The 19,159-nt window shown below is 61.4% G+C and carries 20 protein-coding genes, 1 tRNA gene and 1 pseudogene; 2 read left to right on the forward strand and 20 right to left on the reverse strand.

What is annotated here, in order from left to right; all coding sequences use genetic code 11:
* From PHP91_RS13640 to PHP91_RS17310, 5 genes and pseudogenes are all read right to left on the reverse strand, one after another.
* A partial coding sequence (locus PHP91_RS13640; RefSeq protein ID WP_300141718.1) for an NAD(P)-dependent oxidoreductase occupies nucleotides 1-352 on the reverse strand: 352 nt, incomplete at its 3' end.
* 21 nt (nucleotides 353-373) lie between these two features.
* The gene (locus PHP91_RS13645) at nucleotides 374-1,363 is read right to left on the reverse strand and encodes a GDP-mannose 4,6-dehydratase (RefSeq protein ID WP_300141721.1); all 990 of its coding nucleotides are present in this window, start codon (nucleotides 1,361-1,363) and stop codon (nucleotides 374-376) included.
* Nucleotides 1,356-1,952 carry an SIS domain-containing protein gene (locus tag PHP91_RS13650; protein WP_300141724.1) on the reverse strand — a complete coding sequence of 199 codons (597 nt, stop codon included), beginning with the start codon at nucleotides 1,950-1,952 and terminating at the stop codon, nucleotides 1,356-1,358. The genes PHP91_RS13645 and PHP91_RS13650 overlap by 8 nt, the downstream gene beginning before the upstream one ends.
* A 730-nt stretch (nucleotides 1,953-2,682) precedes the next feature.
* Nucleotides 2,683-2,901, reverse strand: a pseudogene (locus PHP91_RS17305) (transposase); the annotation flags it as partial.
* Between the two features lie 113 nt (nucleotides 2,902-3,014).
* Complete coding sequence (locus tag PHP91_RS17310; protein ID WP_366141578.1) at nucleotides 3,015-3,134, reverse strand: transposase; 120 nt, start codon at nucleotides 3,132-3,134, stop codon at nucleotides 3,015-3,017.
* 617 nt (nucleotides 3,135-3,751) lie between these two features.
* Between PHP91_RS17310 and PHP91_RS13655 the strand changes: the two genes are divergently transcribed.
* Nucleotides 3,752-3,827: transfer RNA gene (locus tag PHP91_RS13655), tRNA-Thr, on the forward strand.
* Nucleotides 3,828-3,950: 123 nt separating this feature from the next.
* On the opposite strand, the gene PHP91_RS13660 is transcribed toward PHP91_RS13655, so the two are convergent.
* A complete protein-coding gene (locus tag PHP91_RS13660; protein WP_300141727.1) occupies nucleotides 3,951-4,151 on the reverse strand; it encodes a helix-turn-helix transcriptional regulator in 201 nt (66 codons plus the stop codon).
* Between the two features lie 111 nt (nucleotides 4,152-4,262).
* Here PHP91_RS13660 and PHP91_RS13665 point away from each other — a divergent pair, with 111 nt between their 5' ends.
* Entirely contained in the window at nucleotides 4,263-4,511 is a 249-nt protein-coding gene (locus tag PHP91_RS13665) for a hypothetical protein (RefSeq protein ID WP_300141730.1), read from the forward strand.
* Nucleotides 4,512-4,986: 475 nt separating this feature from the next.
* On the opposite strand, the gene PHP91_RS13670 is transcribed toward PHP91_RS13665, so the two are convergent.
* The 14 genes from PHP91_RS13670 to PHP91_RS13735 all read right to left on the reverse strand — a co-directional run.
* Nucleotides 4,987-5,631 carry a hypothetical protein gene (locus PHP91_RS13670; RefSeq protein ID WP_300141733.1) on the reverse strand — a complete coding sequence of 215 codons (645 nt, stop codon included), beginning with the start codon at nucleotides 5,629-5,631 and terminating at the stop codon, nucleotides 4,987-4,989.
* A gap of 11 nt (nucleotides 5,632-5,642) precedes the next feature.
* Nucleotides 5,643-6,263 carry a hypothetical protein gene (locus PHP91_RS13675; RefSeq protein WP_300141736.1) on the reverse strand — a complete coding sequence of 207 codons (621 nt, stop codon included), beginning with the start codon at nucleotides 6,261-6,263 and terminating at the stop codon, nucleotides 5,643-5,645.
* Nucleotides 6,264-6,338: 75 nt separating this feature from the next.
* Entirely contained in the window at nucleotides 6,339-6,977 is a 639-nt protein-coding gene (locus tag PHP91_RS13680; RefSeq protein WP_300141739.1) for a hypothetical protein, read from the reverse strand.
* Nucleotides 6,978-6,989: 12 nt separating this feature from the next.
* Nucleotides 6,990-11,777 (reverse strand): LPD38 domain-containing protein, encoded by a 4,788-nt coding sequence (locus PHP91_RS13685; protein WP_300141742.1) that lies wholly within the window; start codon nucleotides 11,775-11,777, stop codon nucleotides 6,990-6,992.
* Between the two features lie 15 nt (nucleotides 11,778-11,792).
* Nucleotides 11,793-13,517, reverse strand: a complete 1,725-nt coding sequence (locus PHP91_RS13690; RefSeq protein ID WP_300141745.1) for a hypothetical protein — start codon at nucleotides 13,515-13,517, stop codon at nucleotides 11,793-11,795.
* A 9-nt stretch (nucleotides 13,518-13,526) separates the two neighbouring features.
* On the reverse strand, nucleotides 13,527-13,745 hold the full coding sequence (locus PHP91_RS13695; RefSeq protein WP_300141748.1) for a hypothetical protein: 219 nt from the start codon (nucleotides 13,743-13,745) through the stop codon (nucleotides 13,527-13,529).
* Nucleotides 13,742-13,885, reverse strand: a complete 144-nt coding sequence (locus tag PHP91_RS13700; RefSeq protein ID WP_300141751.1) for a hypothetical protein — start codon at nucleotides 13,883-13,885, stop codon at nucleotides 13,742-13,744. The genes PHP91_RS13695 and PHP91_RS13700 overlap by 4 nt, the downstream gene beginning before the upstream one ends.
* 109 nt (nucleotides 13,886-13,994) lie before the next feature.
* Complete coding sequence (locus tag PHP91_RS13705) at nucleotides 13,995-14,207, reverse strand: hypothetical protein (RefSeq protein ID WP_300141754.1); 213 nt, start codon at nucleotides 14,205-14,207, stop codon at nucleotides 13,995-13,997.
* Between the two features lie 54 nt (nucleotides 14,208-14,261).
* On the reverse strand, nucleotides 14,262-14,483 hold the full coding sequence (locus PHP91_RS13710) for a hypothetical protein (RefSeq protein WP_300141757.1): 222 nt from the start codon (nucleotides 14,481-14,483) through the stop codon (nucleotides 14,262-14,264).
* A 341-nt stretch (nucleotides 14,484-14,824) separates the two neighbouring features.
* A complete protein-coding gene (locus PHP91_RS13715; RefSeq protein ID WP_300141760.1) occupies nucleotides 14,825-16,708 on the reverse strand; it encodes an AAA family ATPase in 1,884 nt (627 codons plus the stop codon).
* Between the two features lie 307 nt (nucleotides 16,709-17,015).
* Complete coding sequence (locus tag PHP91_RS13720) at nucleotides 17,016-17,243, reverse strand: hypothetical protein (RefSeq protein ID WP_300141763.1); 228 nt, start codon at nucleotides 17,241-17,243, stop codon at nucleotides 17,016-17,018.
* Between the two features lie 137 nt (nucleotides 17,244-17,380).
* Nucleotides 17,381-17,641: a hypothetical protein gene (locus PHP91_RS13725; RefSeq protein ID WP_300141766.1), complete on the reverse strand. Its 261-nt coding sequence runs from the start codon at nucleotides 17,639-17,641 to the stop codon at nucleotides 17,381-17,383.
* 340 nt (nucleotides 17,642-17,981) lie between these two features.
* Nucleotides 17,982-18,392 carry a hypothetical protein gene (locus PHP91_RS13730; RefSeq protein WP_300141769.1) on the reverse strand — a complete coding sequence of 137 codons (411 nt, stop codon included), beginning with the start codon at nucleotides 18,390-18,392 and terminating at the stop codon, nucleotides 17,982-17,984.
* A 116-nt stretch (nucleotides 18,393-18,508) separates the two neighbouring features.
* Nucleotides 18,509-19,159, reverse strand: a 651-nt coding sequence (locus tag PHP91_RS13735) for a site-specific integrase (RefSeq protein WP_300141772.1), incomplete at its 5' end; no start/stop codon positions are given.

Consider the following 19,159-nt stretch of genomic DNA (forward strand, 5'->3'; position numbering starts at 1 on the left):
GGTGGACGCTGCCGGGGCTGGCGAGCAGGAACTTCTGCAGGCGGTTGGCGATGGCCTTTTCGAGGAGCTGCATGGTGGCCAGGGCGTTGACCTCCCAGACCAGCTTGGCGTTCAGGTCGCCGCAGGGGTCGTTGGCCACGTTGGCCAGGTGGATGATGGCGTCCACGCCCTCCATGGGGATGGTGTCCATGTCGCGGACGTCGGCCGTGACCACGGTCAGGCCGGGGGTCTCGGCCAGCTCGTTGCCGAACCACATGATGTCCGCGGCCACGACCTCGTGGCCGAGCTTCAGGAGCTTGGGAACCAGGACGTTGCCGATGTAGCCGCAGCCGCCGGTGACAAGAACTTTCATGAATATTTCCTCTTATGTTTTTTACGGTTTGTGGATGTAGTCCATGGGCATGGACTTGAGGGCGTCGAGGTTCTCGCGCACCCAGGCGATGGTTTCGTCGATGCCTTCCTCAAGGCTTATCCTGTCCGCCCAGCCCAGGGTCTCGCGGGCTTTGGTCGCGTCGAGCAGGTAGGCGGCGTCCTTGCCCAGGCGCTCGCCCACGACTTCCACGTGGTCGTTGAAGTCGACGCCCAGCCGCTCGGCGATCATCTCCACCAGGGCGCGGATGGAGATGTTGCGCGTGGTGGACAGGTGGTAGATTTCCGGCGGCGGCGCGTTGCGGGCGATTTTTAGGGTGCCGTCCGAGACGTCGCGGATGTGGATGAAGGAGCGGACCGAGTGGCCGCCGCCGTGCAGTTGGAGCTTGCGCCCGGTCAGGAAGAACAGGACCGTGCGCGGGATGATGCGGTAGAGCTGCTGGCCGGGGCCGTAGACGTTGGCCGCGCGGGTGAAGACCACGGGGAACCCGTAGGCGTTGTAGAAGCTCATCAGGCTCATGTCGCCCGCCGCCCGGGAGACCGCGTAGGGCGTGCTCGGGTGGTAGTTGGTGTGCTCGGCGATGAGCCCCTCGCAGGTGCCGTAGACCTCGGGCGTGGAGATGTGGACGTATTTCTTCAGAAAATCGAGCTTGCGCAGCCGGTCGTGCAGGCAGACGGTGGCCACCGCGTTGGTCTGGAACCAGTGCTCGGGGTGGGCCCAGCTCTCGCCGACCATGGACTGGGCGGCGAAGTTGACCACATAGTCGGGCTTTTCCGCCTCCATGACCTCGATCATGCGGTCCAGGTCATGGTTGAGGTCGAGCTTCATGAAGGTGAAGGCGGGGTCCTGGCGTTTCTTGTACGGCAGGAACTCCGGGGCGGGCTCGTCCGAGCGGCTCATGCCGATGACCTCGACGCCCTCTCCGAGGCAGTAGTCGACGAAGCTGGCTCCCGAAAAGGAATTGCTGCCGATGACGACGATTTTCTCACTCATTCGATGATCCTTGATTGTCGTTTTCCGCCAGGAACTGGCATTCGATGGCGGCGTGCAGGAGCGCTTCGTGGCCGACCTCCACCAGTCCGTAGAGGGACCAGGGCAGGTACAGGGCCACGTCGCAGGCGCGGTTCCACAGGGTGTTGGTCGGCGCAAAGGCCGAAACCGTCACCACCGCGAGCCCGGCCTCCAGGGCGTAGTCCAGGCAGTTGACGATGTTCTGCGAATTGCCGGAACTGGAGATGGCCACGAGGCAGTCGCCGGGTCGGGCGAGCCGCCCGAGCGGCCGGTCGTAGACGTGTTCATAACCGAAATCGTTGGCCATGCAGGTCATGAGCGAGGGCTCGCTGAGCACCTGCGAGCGTACGCGCAGCTTGTTGAGCGCGTCCTGGGCCAGGTGGGCGCACATGGCGCAACTGCCGCCGTTGCCCACCCACCAGACCGTGCCCTCCCGCTCGCGCGTGGAGGAGAAAAGCTCCGAGAGCCGTCCGTAGCCTTCGTCCAGGGACGCGTCCCGGCCCTGGATGCGGCACTGGGCCACGCTCGCTATGCTGCTTAACGTCTTGAGCCAATGTGCGGGATTCAGCACGGATTCCCCCGTTTTTGTGAGCGGCCCGCCGACGGTGCGCCGGGGGCGTGAAGAGGATGCGGGACGCGGGCCGAGGACCCGGCTCCCGCGCCGTCGTTTCGTGGAATGCGTCCGCCGCGCGGGCCGGTTGGCCGGGGCGCGGGGAGGCCTGCGCCAAGGGGCGCCAGCGCCTTCGCTCCCCCGCGAGTGACCGTTTGTGGCGAAACCATATGCTCGTCGACCTGCCCGTATTGCTCCGTCTCACGGCTCACGCGTCGGCGCAAGCCCGCCGGACCGTCGCAAACCGTATGGTGGTGGATGCGGTTTCCCCGCCGGAAGCGCCGGGAGAAGGATGGCGGCGGGATTCCCCCGCTTCCGGGAGGAGCTCCCGGCAGGCTGCCGTCCGACACTCCGTTGCCAGGGTTTTCCGGAAGGCGGCTTCGCCGGTCCGGTCCGGCCTCTGGCTCGGGCTTGTGGGTCGCATGGATGTCGGGAATGAACGCGGGAACAAATCTCTCATCCTGAAGTAGTCAGCGAAATGCACCCGTTCTGCGTCGTCGCTCTTTCGGACAGGTGCGCAACCATCTGCCTGAGGGGGAGGGCGTCACGCCGTCCCGAATGGCGCCATTGGCGAAACCGACTATGAATTAGCCCTTTCCGCCAAGCGTGTAAACCAATAAACGCCCTTTGGCTCACCCCTGGGGCGCTTTCGCGCCGTTTCCCTTGGCAATGCCATGCGCTTTTTTCAGATTCATCCGAACAGAGCGTATTTCGATGCATGTATGCCCATGATCCTGAGATTGAAGAATGCCGTATCCCGGTAGCCGTAGGCCTGTCGTTTCAGTGTGTTGATCCTGTTGTCCGCACCTTCGACGGGGTCTGATGAGATGGGGTGGTCGTAATGGGCAAGACTGCCGAAGCGATGTGCTGCAAGTGTACTCGCCATAACTTGCAACGGTCGGATTCCCGAGGCTTCGGCCCTGGTTCAGATAATAGTTGCCAACGGTTCAGCCGCAATGCCTCGTCCAACCGCAGCTTTTCATCACGGATTTCTTCCAGATTCTCAGGGTTCTTCGGCGGAATTCATCGCGTGCCTTTGGCCGCCTTCCTCTCAAGCGGAGACGTAAGTTCACGGCAGAGTTGCCGTCGGGGCCGGGTAATCTTTTCGTTCATCAGTTTGACCACATGAAATCGGTCAAACACGGTAGCCGCGCCGGGCGGACTTTTTATGACCTTGCTGATGTAGCCGGCGTTCTATCTGTTGCCACAGCCGCAATATTGGCTTTGGTTTTCTTGAGACGTTTCCGGAACGGGAAAAGTGTTCAGTTTGAGATAACAATCTGGGAGGGCGAGAGCATGCCGCTCAAAATATTTCGTGTACCGACGCCTCGGTTCGGCGATCTGCATGTCGATCAAACGGACAATGCCCACGATTGCGACATCCCGCCCGCTGTAGGGGAGTGGCCAGTCAAACTAGCTTAAAGCCGATAGGGACAGTCTGGACCCACCGTTCTAGCAAAGCCGTGCCGGATGATGTTCCTGGAACGGCAACAAGGACAACGGATCAGGTGGTCCTTGGGCCGTGCTTTCATAATGATGTTGCCTGCGATAAAATCCTGCCGAAGAAGTTGTGGCCTCGCAGTCCGAAGGCGGGGAAGATGAAGCTTGCGGGCATGGCGATTACTCCTCCCGATGCTCAGTGGTATGATTATCGGTTGGACGCCATGTCCTTTCATTTGGTCAAAAGTACGCTTGAGCCGGATGACCCCTTTTCACTTGACCGCCCCGCCCCCCCTGAGATAAAGATCATTTCCCGTTTCGCCAGGATAGCTCAGTTGGTAGAGCAACTGATTCGTAATCAGTAGGTCGTCGGTTCAATTCCGATTCCTGGCTCCAGAAATATCAGGCAGTTACGTAACAACGTGACTGCCTTTTTCTTTGCCAATCCAAAAAGTGAGGCCGTAGGTGAGGCCGTAAAGGCAAAACCTACAATAACCGTCGATAACCGTTTACACCTGTTTACGGGCGGGCTTCATCGAAAAGCTGCTTAACCCCAACGCCAAGCGCTTCGGCAATAACGGCAAGGGTTTTCAACGTGCAAAGTTCAATGCGTTCGTCCCGCGCCCGCTGGATCGTCCTTGACGAAAGGCCGGTTTCATCGGCCAAGCCCAAGATGGTGGTCCCCTTCTCTTTCATGAGTTTTTTCAAGTTGCTCTGCATGGTTCTCCTCTTTTTTTGGTAATTTATTACTTTTTTTGTTGACCACCCACAAGGTAATATATTACCAATTACTCACCTTGAACGACAAACCCCAACCCCGGAGGGGAAACCATGGGACATACGTACGACAACGCGGTTTGCGAATTGTGGGGCGAAGTGGAAGAGCTGACCATCTTCGGCGAAATGCTACACGAACTTTCCGAGGCCGACACCAGCGTCAACGGCTGGTCGGGACGGCACCAGAACAAGCTTTTCGAAATCGGCGTGAGCATTGAGCGCCGCGCCCAGCGGATGCGCGAATACCTCACCACCATTGACCAAACGGGAACCAGCCGGGAAAAGACGCCCTTCGCGGCGTAGCTACCACGGGGGCCTCCCTTCTGTCGTAAAGGGCCGGGTGTTTTGCCTGGCCCTTTCCTGCGTCTACAAGCTTTTTCTACTTTCCTTTTTTCTTTCCTCGGCCTCCTTTTATTTCCTTTCTTGAATCGTTGTCAGCGGTACCCTTGCTGACAACTATTTATATCCTTTTCTTGGGGGTTCCTGTATTTCTTTCCCCGGATTCCGATTTGCGGGAAACGGTCCATTTTGATCAAAAACGACCATTTTTGCGGTTTCGGCCCATTCCGAGCAAAAGACACGAAAAAGCCCCGAAGTCGGGACTCCGGAGCTTTGACAAGATCGGCTTCGGTGAGTATGTTCTTATTGCCTCGGATGATTTCACCTATGGGCACAGCTTGCCCACTGGTCAGAAACTCCGGGGCTCTTTTTTTGAGGCCCGGAACGAGAAATGCCCCCGCCGAAGCAGGGGCATTTTGTTTACATTTTTGTAAAGCGTTTAGTCCGCTTTGGGGGACTCCGCATCGAGTTCAAGCTCACCCTTGGAAAGCTCCCAGGGCAGCGTATCCCCGCCGATTTCCGCCCGCAAGCCGGTTTTGTATTCGTTGGCCGTCCGGACCAAGACCTGGAACTCGGGCCCTCTTACGGCCACGCACCTGTCCCTGACGGGGAGAAGCGCACGGACTTCCTTCGCCAGCCGCATGGCAACGCCCTGTTCCTCCGCGAGGACGAGGATGTCCGTGATAACGTCCTTGAGGCCCTGCTGGGCCTTCTTGAGGCGTTCATGCAGCGGGTCAACTTCGTTGGCCAGCGCCTGCAAGCGCAGCATGACGGCCCGGTCCACGTCCTGGGCGGTCTGCTTGGCGATCTTGTCCTGCAACTGGTACGAGGTGACATCGGGGTACTTGTCCAGGAAGCTCCTGAGACGCCCCTGTGCGAATTTCAGGTCGCCTTGCGCGGCTTCCCATGCCCGGCGGGCTTCCGACACGTCTCCGGTCAAACTGGCGGCCTCCGCCTCGGCGCTTCGCTGGGACGCCTCGGTCACTTCGTCCTCCAGCTCCGTGAGGCGCATATCGTAGGCATCCTGGCCACCATGAAGCAGGCTCCGCACTTCCTCGGCATTCTGTCGGCAGATGGTGATCATCGGGTTCCTCATTATGCGGCCCCCACGGTGCGCGTATCCGCGTCCCACGTGTGGGAGCCCAGCCGCGAGGCTGTTGCGTCCAGGCGGAAGGCGTCCGTGACCGGCTGCATGCTGGGCGGGTCCACCACTTTCACACGGTCCGACGGGCGGAGTTGGGACCGGGCAGTGGTGCCCAACGCGATGACCGTGTCGATTTCCTCGCCCAAGTCCGAAATGGCTTCGTCCAGGGCGAGGTACTCGGCTTTCTTATTCTCGATGCTCTGCCTGAGGGTGGCGCTTTCCCCTTCAAGCGCGGTCAGCCGGTCCATGACGGCCTGGTCGAACTCCTGGAACCGGGCCAGCGTTTCCCCGCCGACTGCATCGAAATAGGCCGCGGAGTCCGGATACTCCGCAAGGAAGTTGTCCAGGCGATTCTCCGCGAACCGCTTGTCCGCCTGTGCCCGCCACCAGCTTTCCTGGATTGCCGCCAGGGCTTCGCCCTCGGCTTCGGCGGCCTGGTCTTCGAGCGCGGCGCACGTCGCCGTGCAATCGCTCACCGTCTCCCGGATGGCGTCGAGCTCGGCGTCATACGCGTTGAGGATGTCGGAGATTTCCTGGTGAAGCCCCGTGATGCTTGCTTGGGCTATTTCCATTGGTTGATCCTCCTCGATCTACCGGGCGCACCTACGCCCATTTTCGTTTTTGGTTGATATGAATCCCGTTGCCGATCACAGCATGCGATCGAGCTTGAGCAGCAGTTTGACGACCCTCGGGTCATTCCCGGCCGGGCCTTCCAGCAGGGGCATGAGGTCGCCGCCGAGCTGCCGGTCAAGCCGCTGAGCGGTGTCCTGGGCCATGCGCAGGTTGCTTTCGAAGTTTGCGTCCCCCCACTCGGCCTTGAGCCCCGCGAGGGAATCCGCCTTGAACTTCTCGGCCTGCTTTTCCTGGTAGCCCGCGTACCACTTCAACAGCTTGCTTCCCTGCTCGCCGTTGAGCCCGTTTTCCTTGAGCGCGGTCCGGATTTCCTCCCGCTCGGTCGAGCTCCCCGAGACTTCCAGGGGGATGTCGTAGCTGGCGGATTCAGGCTCCTGTCCGTCGGCACCGGTGGTGTCCACGTCGGCCATGGCGTCGGCTACCTGCTGGGTCTGCTCGGAAGGGCTGAACGCGGTATCGTAGAAACCGGCGCGTCGTTCCTCCGCCGATTGCGGAGCGGCGTCCTGGGCCGCGCCCTCACTCGGCGCACCGTTGGGGTTTGCCTGTCCCCCGAACAGGGAGTCATAGGCGTTGGAGCGTTGCTGCTCCGCCGAAAGCGGCGCGGGGTTGGCTTGCGCCGGGCTTTCCTGTTGGTTGTTGTTACCCGTAAACATTCGTTTTCCTCCTTAAAATCCGTCGTCGCGTTTAAGGTTTTCCACCGCAATCCGGTCTTCTTGACCGCGTTCCTTTTTCAGGTTCTCGATCATGGCGTTTCCCTGTTGGGCAATGGCCAGCATCTGGAGATAGGCCGAGTCCACCAGCTCGCGCTTCTCGTCGGCGCTGATGTCCGGGAGCCGGTTGACCCCGGAAATGAATCCGCGAAGGTTGTTCAGGGCGTCGGCCACCCGCGTGAGTTCCTTGTACGGCGCACCCAGTTCCAGGAGGCGTAACGTTTCCTCGTCGCTCCGGAACTCCCGCTTGGCGAGGTCGGTCCCGGTCTTCCAGTAGCGCTGGAACTCCTCATAGCGGTCCTGGAACTTGGTGATGGATTGCGGGTTGGCCGTGGGCCACCTGGCCGTGAAGGCCCGGATGACCGGCATGTCCGCCAGCGTGAGGCTGGGCTTGACCGGATCAGGCAGGACGCCGGACGCGCGGCCCGCAGCATCCACCAGTTGCAGCGCGTAGTACCCCACGCCGCCGCTCCATCCCCGGATCAGGTTCTCCACCTTCACGGGGGGCAGCCATGCGTCCTTCTGACTCATGGGCATGTCCCGCACCGGGGGCAGGGAGCCCACCAGCTTGGAGAGGGCCTTGGTCAGTTCCAGGGTGTGCGCCGAATACTGATACTCCGGCAGGCGGCCCTCCGTGGACCGGGACACCAAGTCCCGCCCCAGAAAGAAGGAGTAGCCGGTCACGTTCTCGACCACGGGCAGGAGCGCCGTGGGCATCATGCCGGGGCCGGAAGCCCGGAGCAGGGAGCCCATGAAATCGTCCAGGGCTTCCGGGTTCTTTCCGTACACGTGATCGAAGATGCGCTCCGGCAAGGTGCCGAAGAGCAGCCCGAGGTCGAACGGCTTGGGGATACGCCAGATAATCCCGCCCGCGTCCACCAGCCAGAACAGGTCTTTTTGCCACTGGGGCTGTTCCTTGATCCGCTCGTTGTCGCGGTTGTACCAGGCCAGCATCAGCGAGGGGATGGTGATGGACACGAAGGCCCGCGCCGTGGCCCCGCCGGGGTTCTCCCGGAACTTCCGGCCAAGCTTGTCCAGGCCCTGCATGGAAGCGTTGAAGAAGGCGATGATGTTGTTCAGGAAGCGGCCCTTGGAGCCGGAGCGCGAGAAATCCAGGGAGACCTCCCTGGCCGCGAAACCGCTTTCGATCGAGGCCGCGCGTCCGGTGCCCTCCTTTTTCAGCACGCGCCGGGCCTCGCCCACGCGGGTGCCCACTTCCGAGAACTCGGACATGGTCCGCAGCCACGTGTACGGGTTGACCTTGTTCCACACGGGCACTTCATGGAGCATCTTGCGCAGGTTCTCCTGCATGTAGTTGCGGTCCATGGAGTGCAGGAACGTGGACGCCCCGCCGCCCTTGAGCCAGCCCTGGTAATACTCGTCGGCCTTGAGCGCCGAGAACACGCCCCTGGTGTAGTCCACGAACGGCTTGTAGCCGGTGGAGCTGAAGACGCCCGCCGAAAGCTGGTCCCGCATGACGTTGCGGGGCATGAAGTCGGGCGACAGGGTAGCCCCGGCCCGCAGCCACTCGGTGGGCTTGGACAGAAAGCGAACGAGCATGTTCGTGGTTTCCCGGTCCAGGGCCTTGATGGCCCGCCCCAGGTCCTCGTCCACCTGGTAGAACTCCCGCTTGCCGTCCTTCCACACGGAAATGATGTTCTCCTCGGGCGTGAAGGACTTGGGCCGGAACACGCTGAACCCCATAGTATCGGGGTCGAGGTCGCCGCTCTCGACGGCCTTCCGGATGCGCTTGACCGCTTCGGGCGGCAACACCCTGGACAACTGGTTGACCAGTTCCTGCCCGGAGACGCGCGTTCCGATTTGCGGCGCCGGGATCTTCTCCACCAGGTCCCCGTTCCCCGGTCGGGACTCGGCCAGGTCCACAAGCGCCCGCAGCGCGGCGTTCTTCTCGGAAAGCTCCAAGGTGGTGTAGGTGTTCTTGATGATCGACTCCAACGGGTCATAGATGTCCCGCGTGGAGCCCTTGAGGCGCTTGATGGGGTTCCAGGCCTCCATGCCCCGGCCGGTCCCGGCTCCCGCCTTGCCGTCCTCCATGACGCGCTGGAAGGGCACGTAGTCCTTGTTCAGCTCCTTGATGAGCACATAGCCCTCGGCGGAAAGCAGACCGGCGTCGCGCTGGTACTGCAACAGGAGGTCCTGGTATTCCTTGAGGTCCTTGAAGGCCTGCTCGAACTCGCCTTCCCAGCGCGCCACGGTGCCCTTGGCGGCCGCCACGTCCACGCCGGACTTGATGTTGCGCTCATGCAGCTCAAGCGCCCGCTTGGACACGATGTAGGCACGGAAGGCGTCGATCCGCTTGCCCACGGGCTTGAGGATGTCCGCCATGGACTTGCCCACGTTGGCGTAGTCGGCGAACTGATAGGGGCTGTGATAGAGCCACTGCTGGGCGCGGCCGGGCGTACCGCGCAGCGTGCGGGCCAGCTTGTACGGGTCCTGGTGCGCGGGCAGGGTATCGCCCTTGCCGAACGGGCCAAAGTACCACCACTTCTTGCCCGTGATGCGGCGCACGGCCTTGTCCAGGAACCGCAGGTCGTCCCAAAGGTAGGAATGCACTTCGTCGAAGCTCGTCCGGTTCCGCGTCTTCTCGTTCACGGAAATGGAGCTGAGGACCTTCTGTTCGGCAGGCTGCTGGACCCACGCCTCCACGGCGGCCTGAGCCTCGCGCAGGGCTTCCAGGACCTCGGGAGCGTCCTTCTTGAGCGCCTGCTCCCACTTGGCGTAGAACATCGGGGCCTTGGCCTCCGCCTTGGCCGGGTCGGCCACGTACAGGGACGCAAACTCGGCCAAACCCTCTTCCAGGGGGTGCCCGGCCGTGGCCAGGGGGGCAAGCTCCTTGCGGAACGGTTCCAGGGCGTTCCTGTCCATGCCCCAAAGCGTGTTGTGCAGGTGGTGGCCGTACTCGTGTATGGCCGTCGAAATGTCGTTGGCGAACCGGGTGCGGATGACCTCGGGCTTGAGCTTGTAGAAGCCCAGTGTCTTCTTGGAACGCGGCCCCAGCCGGCCGGTCCGGATGGGCGCGGTCAGCTTCTCCTGAAGCCCCTTGATGATGTCGGACTTCTTGACCACCGTTCCGGCGTTGATCTCGCCCGGTTGGGCGGGCTGGGTCGGGGCTTCGGATTCACCCGGCAGGTGCCGGTCGTACTCGGTTCCTTCACGCTTGAGCGTGCGCTTGCCATCCCGGCCCGGAGTGGGTATATTATTCTCAACCTCGCGGGCAGTCCGACTTCCGGGAAGACCCTCCGGTTGGCCCGCACCGGCTTCGGCCGGGAGCGAGGAAGACGAGGGACGCGATGCTCCGGCATCCATGGTCGCCCCTCCGGACTGCCCGTCAAAGCCCGGCACTCGCCGGGCTTTTTCGTCCCTGAACTTTTGCAGATAGCGCTCGCCCTTCGCGGTGGACATGCGCCAGAAATTCCAAAGGACGTTGCCCTGTTCGCCGGGCGTCACCTCCACGATGCTGAGGGAGTACTTCGAGTCCTGGCGGACGAGAAGCACACTCCCGTCCCGGTAGGGCGCGTTTTCGGTCCCCAGGTTCGGCAGGATCTCCGTGGGCTGCTCGATGGTCTCGGCAATGCGGTCGATGTCGTCCAGGTCGATCCGCTTCCCGGTGGCCTTGTCAATGTGCTCGATGGTCTTTTCCGGGATGATCACGTCGCTTTCGGCGGTCTCGAAGCCCAGCCGGTTGATCTCCCTGGCCGTGGTCTCCGTGATCCTGGCAACGGGATCGTTGGCGTTGTACCGGCGAATCCCCTTGTTGTACGCGCGGGGCGTGATCCGGCTGGAAAGCACGTCGTCCCGGATGCTCGGGTCTGCGGCGGCATCCTGGACCACTTCGGCGGGGTGCTTGCCGGTCCTGGCGTAGATGGTGCGCAGCTTGCCGGAAACGTGTCCCGCAGCGTGCATGCCGCCCAGGAGTAACCCGGCGTCCAGGAACTCCTGCGGCTCGGGCACGCGGCCTTCCAGACCAGCGCCAACAGCGGTCATGGCCCCGACCTCGGCAGGGAAGCGCAACGGCCCAGCGGCCGCGCCCGCCGCGTTCGTCGCAATGCCCGTCGCCTCGCCCTTGAGCGTAGCCCACACGGCCCCGCCCAGGCGTCCGGAGAAATCCTTCCAGCTCTTGACCTCGCCCTTCTCGATTCGGTCCATGTAGACCTTGCGCAGCCCCTCTGGCAGGGCAAAGGAACCGCCCCACCCCGTGGGGGACTCCGGCCCGCCGCCCAGAACCATGCCCATGACCATGAACGGAAAGTCGCCGAGCAGCGTCCCGCCCTGTCGGGCAAGACGGTTGCCGGTGCGCAGGTAGTTCTCCACCTCGGGCGGCGGTCCATCGGGCAACGCCCCGCGCACGGCCAGGCCGGTAACGGAGCCCTGGAACCCGGTGGTAAAGTCCTCGGTCAAGGCACGGTCGAAGTCTCCGGGGCCTACACGCCGTTGGGAACCGGCCTTGCGCAGGGCCTTGTTGGTCTCCTCGGCGTTGATCACCGCCACGGCGGCCCTGGCCCGCGCATCGTCGTTCAGGGGGTTCAAGAACTGTTTCGCCCGCTCCCAGAAACTCGGCTCCGGGGCGCTCTTGAGCACGGCCCCCACATAAGCGTGCACGGGGTCGGGTCCGGCCAGGCCGGGTTCCGGGGCCAGCGCGCCCTCGGTCGGTTCGTCATCGAGAATCTGCCACGTGGTGGGCGGCTTCGGGTCGTCAAGTATTTCCCAGGCGGTTTGAGGCATGTCGCGTCTCTCCCGTTAATTGCTGAATTCCAAGCGGCCATCCCGGAACACGAGTTCCCGGACAACGCCGTCCTTCTGGACTCGAACCGTCTTGCCCTCGGACAAGCGTTGCAGGACCTCCCGCACCTGTTCGGGCGGCATGTCTTCCGGGGCCTTCACCGTGGCCGGGTCGAGGTTGGCCAGCGTGAGCGGTTCCGCGCCCGTGGTTGGGGCCATGGAACGCACCTGGTCCTGAATCGAAACCCGGTGCCCCTGAATCAGCTTGTCCAGGACGTAATCCTTGCCGCCGGGCGTGAGCAGGTCGCGCACGTCCTTGCCGTCCTTGCGGGCCTTGTCCACGGCCTCCATCAGGTCCATGTAGGCCGCCTGGAAAGCCTTGGTTGTGGCCGGGGTCTTCTGCGCCAGCAAGCCGCCGTTGATCGCCTCGTCCAGGGTCTTGACGGCCTTCTTGACCATCTCGCCTTCCGGCTTCTGGAGCAGGTTGAGGAAGCCCACGGCCTTTTCCGCGTCCTGGGGCGAGAGTTTGTCGCCCACCAAGGACAGGATTTCCGATTGCCGGGTGATTCTGCCGTCCCGCACGTCCTCGATAAGATTGCGGTAGGCCTGCGGGTCCGTGATCCACGCCAGTGTGGGCTTGCGTAGCGCGTTTTCCAGGTTCAGGGCCGTGGTCGGGGACACGCCGGGAAGGGTTCGCAACACGCGCAACGCGCCCAGCGTATCGCCCTTCTCGTGCAACTCCAGGATTTGCTTGAACCCGGCGTTGCGGGCGTCCTCGCGCTTCTGCCCACGGATGGACAGGACCGTGCTTCGTTGCCCCTCCAAAGCATTGGTCAGCGTTTCGGCTTCCTTGAACGTCAGCCCCAGGCGCTTCCGCGTCTCGGGCTTGGCGAGAGCGGCCAGGGCCGCGCCATAGTCCATCCCGTTCGAGCCGGAGAACTCGCCATGCAGGACGGAATAGGCGTTGTCCACCCGCGCGTCCCCTCTCTCCGAGGCGACTACGCGGGTCATTTCATCGACCTTATCGCCGAGGACGCCCTTGAACCGATTCAGCAAGACCTCCGCCTGGTCGAAATTGCCGTTTGCAGCGGCCTTGCTGATGCTCGTTACCGCCACGGTCTGGTCCACACCGGCCCACAGGGCGGTCAAATCCCGGCCCATGTTCAGCGCATGCACGTCCTTTTTGACCGCGTCACGCTCCCGCATGATGCTGTCAACGTCATCCGTCGATCCGGAAAACTGTTGGTATTGCGCCAGGAGGGACTTGGTCAGGTCTTCGCGGTAAATGGCGTCTTGCTGGTCGGCGTAGCTGGCCGCGCCGCGCAGGCTGCCGATGACCACGCGGAAAAGCCGCCGCTTCAAGAGATTCTGCATCTTGGGGTCGCCATCAAAACGCTGAACGGAGACGTTTAGAAGGTCCCGGTGGAACTGCTCAAAAACGGCCGGGGCCGTCCTGGCCGCGTTCGCCTTGTGCTGCTCGCGGAACGAACTCTCGAACTCCAGGGTTCGTTTCTGGTAAGTCAGCTCCTCGTCGATGATGTCAGCCGCGGCTTGGTTGTCGCGGTCCTCCATCGCCTTCCTCAGGCCCGCGTTGGACATGGCCTGGAGCTTGTCGCCCAGCGTCTGGACGACGTTGACCCCCTGAGCCGCCGTGGTGTCCACGGTGGCCGGTTGCACGGCCGCACCGTGGGATTGCAGCCTGACCTGCGGATCGACCCGGCTCTGATAGATTTTTATCGGCATGCGGGCCTCCTAGGGGATGTCGTATTTCTCGCGCATGGCTTCCCACTTGGGGTTGGGCCGCGCCCCGAGCTTCGCCCGCGACCGGAGCTCATGCGCCCGACGACTGCCAACCTCGATGCTGAACCCGTCGTCAACGTAGAGCCGGGCGCTTTCCTGCGCTTCCTCGAACGCGCCGAGCGGGGAAAGCTCGCCCGGCACGGAGGGTTTTTCTTCGGGGATTCGCGTCATCGGACGAACTTCCAGCAGGGGTGTCCTTCCATGGCCCGCGCCTGCGGGCCGTCCGGTACGGTACGGGTTTCGCCGACCTTGACCATGCGGCCCTTGCCGTCGGTGGTGGGCTTGGTGCATCGGAACGTCTTGGTTTCCATGGGTGCTGCTCCTGGTTGAAAACAATGAAAAAGGGGAACTACCAAATTCCTCGCATAGTTCCCCTATTCCACGTTTCGGGTTTTCCTGCCCGAAACGACAACAACAAATCTAAAGTTTTTTCATATTCTCCAGTTCGACCGCGAAGGCAGCCAGCAGGCCACGCTGGAAATCATCCGGGGGCCGATAGCCGTTCAGGATTTGATGGGCCGTGGAATAGGATTGACCGAGCGCTCTGCCGACATCAACCAGGCGCTGCCCGTGCTTCTCGAAATGCGCCTTTAGTTCTTCGGGTTCGGCGTCAAACCACTCTTCAAACGTCATCGGGTACCTCCGAACGATTCGCGCTGAAAGTCATGTTTTGTCATCCACGGGGTGTCACCGTGACTTTTCCGGGTTGAGAGGGTCGAAGTCAGCCCCCCATGATATGCCGCCGGATTTCGGTTGAACGGTTTCAACGCGCGAAAGCTTGGCCGGATCAAGGTCCACGAGTTCGTCCGGGGACGCCGAACCCAACACCAGTTTGCGCCGGTTTCCGCCCCCCAGCCTGTGCGCCTTGCGGTCGTTCCTGAAATCCGGGTCAAAGAGATACAGCGCCATATCGGTCCCCTCCTTCAAGGTTGAACCCGTTTTGAAAACCATGTTTTACCATGCAGTGTGGCATGCCGAATGCCACTTTTCGGTAGCCGGTGCGGCGTTTTGAAAACCAACTTTTACCAGCCAGTGCGGTCTCGGTCTGCCGCTCGATGGGAGCGCCCCGAAAAGCGCCCCGAGCGGATCGCCCCGAAGTTTGCCCCCACCGCCCCAAGTAAAATTTGTTCATGCTGTAACCCATCAAGATATTAACAAAGTTTGCGCCCCGAAAAGTTACTGCCTGCGCCCCGGCACACCGCCCGCCCCGGCCCCCCTCTTAAGGGGCGGGGCGTGGGGGCGCGGTGCGGTCAAGAGAAGGTCACTCGGACGATTCCCGCAGAATCGACGGTCAGGTACCCTTTATCCGCCAGGTCCTTGATAGTCTCCGCGGCCTTGCGCTTTCGAGTGTAGAGCTTCCTTTTAGCCGCAACGTCCGCAAGGTCATCCAGGGGAACACCGTCATGCTGAAACGGATCAAGCTCTTTCAGGAGGTCCATCAGTTGAGCCCGAGGGCCGGAAAGCTCTTTGAGGGCGGGGGCGATCATGCTTGCATCCACGGGCATGAGGGCCAGGGACGTGATACTCGTTTCCTCGGTTCTGCCCTTGGGAACGCCGCGCCACACTTCCACCTCGCGCCACTGCCACGCCATGGCGGCAGGGTGCTGGCTTTCCTTTATGTTCGTGCACTTCATGTCGAACCCGTTTTCGTACTTGGAGATCAGGTACTCGGCGTCGAGTGCACCCGGCAGGGAGCTCGCCCCGCGCCCGCGACTTTTGTCCCCGTGCCCCACGTGGTGGACAATAATCTTTGCGACGTTTAGGCCCAGGACACTATCCACGTTCCGGATGAACTGATTCATATCGGCCGTCTTGTTCTCGTCGCCGCCCATATTCCGGGCCAGGGTATCGATGAACACGGCGACCGGGGGACGCCCCCAGGCCTCGGCCTGCGCGTCCAGCGCCGCTTTCACTTCCAAGGCGGATGCCCGGTCATCAAACGTGGCTGCGACCTTGGACACGGCAATGGGGGCCGCATCCAGCCGGTGCCCGTGAAATTTCTGCCACGCGGCAAAGCGTTTCTTGAGTCCCACGTGACCCTCTCCGGCCACGTAGAGGACGGGCCCCTGCTCGACGTGCATCATGCCCCGCCAGGGGAGCCCCAGGGCGATGTGGCAGGCCATGTCGAGCGTGATGAAGGTCTTTCCATTCTTCCAAAGACCAATGACGCCGGTCCAGCCACGCAAAGGGATCACCCGGTCGACAAGCCACTCTTCGCTCCACTCCCGGGAAAGAAGATCCCCGACCGATATGAGCCCGAACGCCGGGTCGCCTTTCTTGAACAGATTGTTCGGATGATGTTCCCCCTGGCCGTAAAGGGTGTTCCCGCCATAGACGGATTTCGTCAGAACTCTATCGATGTCGCCTTCGGTCCATCCATCATCGGCCCACACGCCGGTCATCAGGCGCAAGCATGTCGGATAGTCGAAGCCGTACCTGTCCCTTAGATGCGCGGCGACTTTATACGTCGTGTCATCTCGGGAACCGCGCTCACATCGAGGGGCTTCGTGGACTAGCCAAGCCGCCCCTTCGGCCACGTCTACGGTATTCGCATTGACGAGAACATCCCCCGCTTTCGGGGATTTCTCTCCTTTGTTTCCTGCGAGGGAAGAGACCCAGTCCGGCAGTCCCGCACATTGAAGCGTGGACGCCTCTCCGTACTGCCCTTTGCCTGGTACCGTTTGTCCTGGAAGGGGGGTCATGACGGGAATGTCCAAACCTTCCCCGAGCCGGTCCGCTCCTGTTTTGATCGTTTCGCCAGACTTAAAGACAAAACGTTGTCCTTTACCGCTTGTCGTCTTGTAATGGCAGGTACCGGGAAGAGCCCCGTACTCAGATTCAAGACGGGACAAGGTTTTGTTCCCGTCTCGACCATCTTTGTCGTCGGGGTCCAAACCCACGTACGGCGAGCGAACAAGGTCTATGCAAAAGTAACAAGCCGGCCACTGCTTCGCCCAGGCCTGCGCTTGTTCAGGATCAGACGACGACGCCCGCCCCCACTTCACGTAGGACTTGTGTTCGCCATTTTCGTACTTTCTCGCCGGGAAAATCCGAGCCTCAGGATTCGCTTTCAAAAAGGCGAGCGCCAGGGCCAGGTTATCAGAACTTGCGTCAACGTCGGGACGGGTGCTCATTCTCTGCTCTCCGCGTCAACAGAATCGGGGATGGGGTCATGGAGCGTGCTGAGGCCGGAACCTCTGAGCGGCTTCGGGAGCTGCTTTCGAATCGTTTCAGCCGACCTGTATCGCTTTTGGGCGCAGTCTTCGCAGAGCGGATAGAACACGTGCGGCCAGGTTTTGCGGAAAACGCGCTTCTTCATAAAAGGGCTGAACGAAGCGAGCGTGACCGAGGGCTCCCCGCATACCTCACACGGCGCGGTGCGGGTCTCGGGTTTCACCTTGGAAACGGCAGCATAGGGACCACCCGGAAACGAGTCGTAGATTATTTGCATTGCGCGCCCCCTTCGATCCGGGCCGCGAGCTGCGCCAGGGCTTCCTGAGCGTCGTCGGGGATGCGGCGGCAGTACCCCTTCGCGCTCAAATATTTGTGCGCGGCGCTGTACGACCGGCCGATTGCGGTACCGATCTCAAGGTAAGTCATGTTGTGTTTTTCTTTAAGAAATTCTCGAAGCTGGTCACGAGACGCATTCTTCCATTTGGTAAGGGACATGCCCTTTTCCTCCTGCTTTGTTGGAAACAATTGCGGAGGACGATCGAGGATGCTAAGCGGGGATTACGTTAGCCATTGTTTTATCCGATCGTCCTGGAGCCGCTCCCCTACCGAAAGGGGGAGCGGCTCCCGCCGTTTTAGACCGCGCCCTCGATTTCTTCGTAGAATTCCTTCGGGGGGTTGTCGTACAAACGGAGCTTGCCGGTCCCGGTCACGCGGTAGGCACGGATGAGTCCCCCGCTGGCCAGGACGATGAAGGTCTGCCCGTCCTTCTCCCATTCCGTAACGGTGTTCGGTTCCCAAGCGGGTTCCCCACGGTCCTTTGCCCGGTTATAGTGGGCGTTCAGGGCTCGGGTAGCCAGTTCATCACTTTTGGACATTTCGCATACCAGTTTCATGGTGATTCCTCCTTGACTGGATTTTTTGGGGTTAATCGGTCCGACTGCTAGGCAAACGGATCGTGGTTTTCGCTGATAGGCCGCACCTTGGAATCGAGCCACTCGGCGAGTGCGTGCTTCGGGTACGCTACCCGCGTACCTATCAGCACTCTCCCGGCCGGGCCTTTCCCACGGCTATCCAGGGTTCGCATGCTGCTGGCCTTGTAGACCCCGCCTGAGAACTCGGGGACCTGAGCACGAGTGACGAGTTCACCCGGCCACGTCCGCGCTTTTTCGTAAAAACTGAGCATATTTTTCCTCCATTTCGACATTACCACTGGTAACTTAGTGGTAAAAAAAATTAGCTGAAGAGGAGCACACCCTCTGCCCGATAGATGACATTTTCCAGCATCTGTATCTGGACATCATACGAACGTCTAGGGTCGTCGTAGCCGCTCCGATTGGTCTTATATCTGGATTCTGTCAGTTGCTTGTTCAGTTTCAATAAATCCAAGGCGGACTTTGCCGCCTCGATCGAATCTTTAAGCAGTTCTGACAAAACTATCTGATGTCTTTCGGGCACTTGGGCCAGTCCGTTCAGCCATTTTGACAAATTCGGATGCGCTATTCCCAACATCTTTGCGATATCCCGGATCGAAAATCCGAAATCGTGATGCAGTACATACAGAACCGGAGACGTATCGCTCCATTCCGGGGCATATCTAGCGGCAATGTCTACGGCGAGTTGCTTTTTTTGATCATCGTTTAACACGTTGTCTCTCCTTTCGATTACCACTGGTAATTCAGCCTTACAAAGAAGTCAACGCATTTTTTAGAGATACGTGTAAATAGTTTTTTATGGATGCGCGTAAATATCCGTTAATCAGACTACCGGGCCAGATTGATAACCTTGCCGCCTTCCGCTACCCCGAGGGCCTTGTCCAGGACCGTATCCCACGCGGCCAGGGCCCGGAGCTTTTCCCCCAGGTGGCGGCTCCGGTCGTAATGCTTGCCGCCCACGGAGTTGGTCAGTCCGTGATTCAGGAAGACATCCAGAACGTGGCCGCTGACCCCTACGTCCCCGAGGCGCGTGCGCACCGTGCGCCGGAGGTCCCTGGGCGACCAGCGGACCATGCGCGGCCCGGTCTCTTCATCCCCCGCACAGAACCGGGCGGAGGCCTGGCCTAGGCTCGCCACGGGCATGGGCTTGGCGGCGTCATTCGCGTTGGGGAAAACGAATTCTGAATGACGGATCGCTCGGAGCTGGCGCAGGACTTCCAGCGCCCTTTCAGAGAGCGGCAGCACGTGGTCCCGATCGTTCTTGGTGCGCTCGCCCGGCAGGTTCCAGCACTTGCCTTCCAGGTCGAACTCCTCCCACCGGGCATGCAGCACTTCTTTGGGCCGGGCACCACCTATAAAGATGATAAGCTTGAAGCAGCTCCCGGTCAGTACGCCCGTCTTTGCGGGCAGCTCCCGCAACACCTGGCCAAGCTCCTCGATGGAAAGCGCCCGCTGGCCGGTATTCCGTGAGGCCCGGTC

It is taken from the genome of Pseudodesulfovibrio sp. (assembly GCF_028692895.1).
GTDB lineage: Bacteria > Desulfobacterota > Desulfovibrionia > Desulfovibrionales > Desulfovibrionaceae > Pseudodesulfovibrio.

Excerpts from the sequence above, each read along its gene's own strand:
- PHP91_RS13690 (WP_300141745.1), bottom strand. The coding sequence starts at position 13,517 with ATGCCGATAAAAATCTATCAGAGCCGGGTCGATCCGCAGGTCAGGCTG.
- PHP91_RS13680 (WP_300141739.1), bottom strand. The coding sequence starts at position 6,977 with ATGTTTACGGGTAACAACAACCAACAGGAAAGCCCGGCGCAAGCCAAC.
- PHP91_RS13720 (WP_300141763.1), bottom strand. The coding sequence starts at position 17,243 with ATGTCCCTTACCAAATGGAAGAATGCGTCTCGTGACCAGCTTCGAGAA.
- PHP91_RS13660 (WP_300141727.1), bottom strand. The coding sequence starts at position 4,151 with ATGCAGAGCAACTTGAAAAAACTCATGAAAGAGAAGGGGACCACCATC.
- PHP91_RS13645 (WP_300141721.1), bottom strand. The coding sequence starts at position 1,363 with ATGAGTGAGAAAATCGTCGTCATCGGCAGCAATTCCTTTTCGGGAGCC.
- PHP91_RS13715 (WP_300141760.1), bottom strand. The coding sequence starts at position 16,708 with ATGAGCACCCGTCCCGACGTTGACGCAAGTTCTGATAACCTGGCCCTG.
- PHP91_RS13725 (WP_300141766.1), bottom strand. The coding sequence starts at position 17,641 with ATGAAACTGGTATGCGAAATGTCCAAAAGTGATGAACTGGCTACCCGA.
- PHP91_RS13685 (WP_300141742.1), bottom strand. The coding sequence starts at position 11,777 with ATGCCTCAAACCGCCTGGGAAATACTTGACGACCCGAAGCCGCCCACC.
- PHP91_RS13665 (WP_300141730.1), top strand. The coding sequence starts at position 4,263 with ATGGGACATACGTACGACAACGCGGTTTGCGAATTGTGGGGCGAAGTG.
- PHP91_RS13670 (WP_300141733.1), bottom strand. The coding sequence starts at position 5,631 with ATGATCACCATCTGCCGACAGAATGCCGAGGAAGTGCGGAGCCTGCTT.
- PHP91_RS13700 (WP_300141751.1), bottom strand. The coding sequence starts at position 13,885 with ATGGAAACCAAGACGTTCCGATGCACCAAGCCCACCACCGACGGCAAG.
- PHP91_RS13675 (WP_300141736.1), bottom strand. The coding sequence starts at position 6,263 with ATGGAAATAGCCCAAGCAAGCATCACGGGGCTTCACCAGGAAATCTCC.
- PHP91_RS13705 (WP_300141754.1), bottom strand. The coding sequence starts at position 14,207 with ATGACGTTTGAAGAGTGGTTTGACGCCGAACCCGAAGAACTAAAGGCG.
- PHP91_RS13695 (WP_300141748.1), bottom strand. The coding sequence starts at position 13,745 with ATGACGCGAATCCCCGAAGAAAAACCCTCCGTGCCGGGCGAGCTTTCC.
- PHP91_RS13710 (WP_300141757.1), bottom strand. The coding sequence starts at position 14,483 with ATGGCGCTGTATCTCTTTGACCCGGATTTCAGGAACGACCGCAAGGCG.